Consider the following 5505-nt stretch of genomic DNA (forward strand, 5'->3'; position numbering starts at 1 on the left):
ACCGCTGTCAGCGGTGGCGCCGCCTTGTTCCTGCCGGACGAATTGCGCCCGTAGAGCCAACGCCTACCGGTCCGGTCGTTGATACCGAGGACCCGGCACGCCTCGGCGTTGGTGTAGCCCTGCTGCATGAGCCGGGAGTATGCCTCCCGCTCCCGGCTCAGCTTCACAGGCCCCTGAGCCGTCCGGTCCTCGCGGATCTCGAAGTCCAATACATCCCCTGAACTGGGGTGTTGCAACGACTCCTAGAACCCAAGTGGTGGGTGCGGGCCCTCCGCCGTACTGCTCCGGGGAGCGGCTACCTCGCCGGCTCCTCCTCGTCCAGCTGCGCCTTGATCGGCGGCGGCGCCTTCAGCAGGATCTGCCAGGTGACGTACATCGCCAGCAGCAGCGGCGGGATGCCGAGGGCGACCTTCAGCCAGCCGAGCAGGTTGACGTTGTGGGTGAAGTACAGCGGGAAGAGGATCAGCGGCTTGAGGCCCATGATCAGCACCCAGGCCCAGGTCGCCTTGGTGTAGGCGGCGAAGCGGCCCGGGTTCTCCTTGCGCCAGGTGAACATCTCACCGGTGATCGGGCCGAGCATCAGTCCGATCATCGGCCAGCGCACCAGGGCGGAGATCGCGAGGCCGACGCAGTAGGCGACGTTCCAGAGCAGGCCGGGCAGGTAGAAGTCCTCGGCCTTGCCGCTCTTCATCGAGATCCAGGCGCCGAGGGCGACGCCGAACACCCCGCTGAAGGCGTGCTGGATGGTCTCCCGCTTCACCAGCCGGGCCACCACGAACAGGGCGCTCAGGCCGAGTGCGGCCCAGGCGGAGGCGCTGACCTGGTGGGTGATGTTGTAGGTGATGATGAAGACCAGGCCGGGCAGCGTCATGTCGATCATGCCGCGCACGCCGCCGAAGGCCTGCAGGACGGTGTCGGCGGCCTCCCTGGAGGCGGCCTGGCGGGCGGCCTCGGCGGCCGCCGGGTCCAGCGGCCGCTCGGCGGCGGCCGGTGCGGTGCCGTCGATCGCCCGCACCACGCTCTCCGTGGCCTCCTCGGCCGCGGCGGCCTGCCAGGCGGCCACGTTGGCGGTGTCCAGATCGATCCGGGCGGCGTCGCCGCCGGGGTGGTTGCTCACGCTCATTCGCTCCCGTGTCCGACCGGACGCAGCTCATAGCGGGGGTTGAACAGCACGCGGCGCCCGCGTGCGTGGCTGATCCGTCCGCTGGCGACCAGCCGGCGGCCGGGCTCTATGCCCGCGATCGAGCGGCGACCGAGCCAGACCACGTCGAGCGCCTCGGTGCCGTCGAAGAGCTCGGCCTCCAGGGCCGGGACCCCGGCCCGCGGGCGGAGCGTCACCGTGCGCAGTGTGCCCGCGACGGTGACCAGCGCGCGGTCCGAGCAGCCGGCGATCGGCGTGCAGCCCGACTCCGCGGCGCTCTCCTGGCGCAGGTCCTCGGCGTCGAGCTCCTCGGCCGAGGAGGTCAGCCGGTTGAACATGCGGCGGAAGCGCCCCTGCGGCTGGCCGCTGCTGTTGTCACCACTCATGTCGGCAGGGTACCGGGTTCCGAGCCTCCGGCGGCAGGCCACGAAGCCGCCGGAGGCGCGCGCGGTCAGCTCTCGAAGCGGTAGCCCATGCCCGGTTCGGTGATGAAGTGGCGCGGGTGCGAGGGGTCGCGCTCCAGCTTGCGGCGCAGCTGGGCGAGGTAGACCCGCAGGTAGTTGGTCTCGGTGCGGTAGGCGGGGCCCCACACCTCCTGGAGCAGCTGGGTCTGGCTGACCAGCCGTCCGGCGTTGCGGACCAGCACCTCCAGCAGGTGCCATTCGGTGGGCGTGAGGCGTACGTCGGTGCCGTCCCGGTTGACCTTCTTGGCCGCGAGGTCGACGGTGAAGCTCTCGGTGACGACCAGCGAGTCGTCCTCCCCCGCCACCGGCTCGGCCCGCCGCACCGCTGCCCGCATCCGGGCGAGCAGCTCGTCCATGCCGAAGGGCTTGGTCACGTAGTCGTCGGCGCCGGCGTCCAGGGCCTCGACCTTCTCGTCCGAGGCGTGCCGGGCCGACAGCACGATGATCGGCACCCGGGTCCAGCCGCGCAGCCCCCGAATCACCTCGACACCGTCCATGTCGGGCAGGCCCAGGTCGAGGACGACGACGTCAGGATGGCGGGCGGCCGCCAGTTCCAGCGCACTCGCGCCGTCGTGGGCCGCGTCGACCTCGTACTTGCGGGCCTTGAGGTTGATCACCAGCGCGCGGACGATCTGCGGTTCGTCGTCCACGACGAGGACCCGGGTCATTTACGGGCTCCGCCTTTCAGGGCTATCGGATCTTACGGACTGTGTGACTGGCTGTTGGTACGACGTGCGATGTACGGCACCGGGCCGGTCCCGGCCCGGCCGGTGCGCCGCCGGGCCTCAGGTGATCAGCTCCGAGAGCGGATCCTGGCCGTCGCCGCCCTGCTCGCCCGGTTCGGGCGGCCGTTCGGCGGCAGGCAGGCTGACCACCATGGTGAGACCGCCACCGGGGGTGTCCTCGGCGGTGACGGTACCGTCCATCGCCTCGACGAAGCCCCGCGCCACCGCGAGCCCGAGGCCCACCCCGGCGCCGCGCGGCGCGTCCCCGTAGCGCTGGAACGGCGCGAAGATCCTCTCCTTGGCGTCCTCGGGCACGCCCGGACCGCGGTCCACGATCCGCAGCTCGACCCTGCCCGGACCGCCCGGCTGCTGGAGCGCGTCCGCCTTGACCAGCACCTTGACGCCGTCCGGGCTGTACTTGACGGCGTTCTCGACCAGGTTCGCCAGCGAGCGCTCCAGCAGCCCGCCGTCGGCCCGGATCATCGGCAGAGTCTCCGGGACGTCCAGCCGCACCGCCTCCAGCGGCACGCCGCCGAGCGCGAAGGGCACCACCTCGTCCAGGTCGGTCTCCTGGATCAGCGGGGTGACGGTGCCGGTCTGGAGCCGGCTCATGTCGAGCAGGTTGTTGATCAGGTGGTCCAGCCGGTCCGCCCCGGCCTCGATCCCGGCCAGCAGCTCGGCCTCGTCCTCCGGGTCCCACTGCACGTCGGCCGAGCGCAGCGAGCTCACCGAGGCCTTGATGCCCGCCAGCGGAGTGCGCAGGTCGTGCGAGACGGCGGCGAGCAGTGCGGTGCGGATCCGATTGCCCTCGGCCTCCCGGCGGGCCGCGGCCGCCTCCCGGGCCAGCCGGCGGCGCTCCAGCACCACGGCGGCCTGCGCGGCGAACGCCCCGAGCAGGCGCCGGTCCGCCCCGGGCAGCACCCGGCCGCGCAGCACCAGCGCGAGGCTGTCCCCGACGGGGACGTCCACGTCGGCCTCCTCCGGACGCTCCGGTGGGCGCGGTCCGGCGGACGCGACCGCCACCCAGCCACCGGTCCGCTCCGGGCGCTCCAGCAGCGCGGCGCTCTCCTGCCCGAAGGTCTCCCGGACCTGCTCCATCAGCGCGGTGAGCACGCCGTCCCCGTTCGGCGCGCCGCGCAGCACCGTCCCGGCCAGCGCGCTGAGCGTCTGCGCCTCGGTCTGGGCCCGGGCCGCCTGGTGGGTGCGCCGGGCCGCGAGGTCCACCACGGAGGCGACCGAGCAGCCGACGATGGTGAATATCGCCACCGCCATGATGTTCTGCGGCTCGTTGATGCTGAAGGTGTGCAGCGGAGGGGTGAAGTAGTAGTTCAGCACCGAGGAGCCGACCAGCGCCGAGCCGATCGAGGGCAGCAGCCCGCCGACCAGCGCCGCGCACACCGTCAGCGACAGGAACAGCAGCATGTCGGTGGACAGGCCCAGCCCGCCGATCGCGGTCAGCACGATCGCCAGCAGCGGCGGACCGGCCAGGCCGACCAGCCAGCCCCCGACCGTCCGGGTCCGGCCCAGGTCGGTGATCCGGCGCACGGGTATCTTGTTCCGCCGCCCGTGCCCGGCGTGCTCGTGGGTGACCATGTGGACGTCGATGTCCCCGGCCTCCCGGGTCACCGTGGTGCCGACACCCGGCCCGTACACGTACTGCCAGGCCGGCCTCCGACTGGTGCCCAGCACGATCTGGGTCGCGTTCACCCCCCGGGCGAAGTCCAGCAGCCCGACCGCCGGGTCGTCGCCCAGCACGGCGTGGAAGGAGCCGCCGAGGCTCTCCACCAGCGCCCGCTGCTCGATCAGCCGTTGCGGCGAGCCGGTGCCCGCGAGCCCGTCCGAGCGGGAGATGTGGACGGCGAGCAGCTCACCGCCGGAGACCCGGGCCGCGATCCTGGCCGCCCGCCGGATCAGCGTCGCCCCCTCCGGCCCGCCGGTCAGGCCGACCACGATCCGCTCCCGGGCCTGCCAGGTGCCCTCGATGCCCTGCTCGGCCCGGTACTTCTGGAGGTACTCGTCGACCCGGTCCGCGGTCCACAGCAGCGCCAGCTCGCGCAGCGCGGTCAGGTTGCCCGGGCGGAAGTAGTTGGCGAGCGCGGCGTCGATCTTCTCCGGCGCGTACACGTTGCCGTGCGCCAGCCGCCGCCGCAGCGCCTGCGGGGACATGTCCACCAGCTCGATCTGGTCCGCCCGGCGCACCACCTCGTCCGGGACGGTCTCACGCTGGCGCACCCCGGTGATGCCCTCGACGGCGTCGCCGAGCGACTCCAGGTGCTGGACGTTGACGGTGGAGATGACGTCGATCCCGGCCGCCAGCAGCTCCTCGACGTCCTGCCAGCGCTTCTCGTTGCGGCAGCCCGGGATGTTGGTGTGCGCCAGCTCGTCCACCAGCGCCACCTGCGGGCGGCGCTCAAGAACGGCGTCCACGTCCATCTCGGAGAACCTGGCGCCCCGGTGCACCACCTGCTGCCGAAGCACGACCTCCAGCCCGGCGACCAGGTCGGCGGTCCGCTGCCGGCCGTGATCCTCCACGAACGCCACCACGACGTCCGTCCCACGCTCCTGCCGCCGGTGTGCCTCGGCGAGCATGGCGTACGTCTTGCCGACCCCGGGGGCCGCCCCGAGGTAGATGCGCAGCCTGCCTCGTCCCATGAGCACCATTCTTGATCCGGCCCAGCCCTGGAGCCACCCCCGGACACCAGTTCCCCTTCCCTTCGAGACTACGGCGTGAGTGGCGTTTTTCCGCTGATCAGTGCGCTGATCAGCCGGTTTTAGCGGCATTTTGACGGCACACCAGCCACTCGGCGGGGGTCGCCCGGGGGTTACCCGGGGCCACTCGGGGGGCATCAGACGGAATTCCGGGAAATGCGAAAAGCCCCCATCCGGTTTCCCGGATGAGGGCTCTTCTGAATAATTGTTCGGCGGCGTCCTACTCTCCCACAGGGTCCCCCCTGCAGTACCATCGGCGCTGTGAGGCTTAGCTTCCGGGTTCGGAATGTAACCGGGCGTTTCCCTCACGCTATGACCACCGAAACACTATGAAACTGTCAACCGCACCAACCACAATCGGTTGGGGTCGTTGTTTCAGAACAACACAGTGGACGCGAGCAACTGAGGACAAGCCCTCGGCCTATTAGTACCGGTCAACTCCACCCCTCACAGGGCTTCCATATCC

General features: G+C 71.3%; 4 protein-coding genes and 1 rRNA gene. All 5 read right to left on the bottom strand.

Annotated elements, in window-relative coordinates; all coding sequences use genetic code 11:
- Positions 1-295: 295 nt before the first annotated feature.
- Complete coding sequence (locus RZ50_RS14350; protein WP_308271628.1) at positions 296-1117, bottom strand: DUF3159 domain-containing protein; 822 nt, start codon at positions 1115-1117, stop codon at positions 296-298.
- A gap of 2 nt (positions 1118-1119) precedes the next feature.
- The gene (locus RZ50_RS14355; RefSeq protein WP_196950273.1) at positions 1120-1527 is read right to left on the bottom strand and encodes an OB-fold nucleic acid binding domain-containing protein; all 408 of its coding nucleotides are present in this window, start codon (positions 1525-1527) and stop codon (positions 1120-1122) included.
- Positions 1528-1592: 65 nt separating this feature from the next.
- On the bottom strand, positions 1593-2273 hold the full coding sequence (locus RZ50_RS14360) for a response regulator (RefSeq protein WP_033351413.1): 681 nt from the start codon (positions 2271-2273) through the stop codon (positions 1593-1595).
- A 117-nt stretch (positions 2274-2390) separates the two neighbouring features.
- Positions 2391-4982, bottom strand: a complete 2592-nt coding sequence (locus tag RZ50_RS14365) for a sensor histidine kinase KdpD (RefSeq protein ID WP_196950274.1) — start codon at positions 4980-4982, stop codon at positions 2391-2393.
- Between the two features lie 264 nt (positions 4983-5246).
- A 5S ribosomal RNA gene (gene rrf / locus RZ50_RS14370) occupies positions 5247-5363 on the bottom strand.
- Positions 5364-5505 lie beyond the last annotated feature (142 nt).

The organism is Kitasatospora sp. SUK 42, assembly GCF_015776785.2.
GTDB lineage: Bacteria > Actinomycetota > Actinomycetes > Streptomycetales > Streptomycetaceae > Kitasatospora.

What these genes read in the sequence shown, in the direction of transcription:
- RZ50_RS14355 (WP_196950273.1), bottom strand. Translation starts at nt 1,527, where the DNA reads ATGAGTGGTGACAACAGCAGCGGCCAGCCGCAGGGGCGCTTCCGCCGC.
- RZ50_RS14365 (WP_196950274.1), bottom strand. Translation starts at nt 4,982, where the DNA reads ATGGGACGAGGCAGGCTGCGCATCTACCTCGGGGCGGCCCCCGGGGTC.
- RZ50_RS14360 (WP_033351413.1), bottom strand. Translation starts at nt 2,273, where the DNA reads ATGACCCGGGTCCTCGTCGTGGACGACGAACCGCAGATCGTCCGCGCG.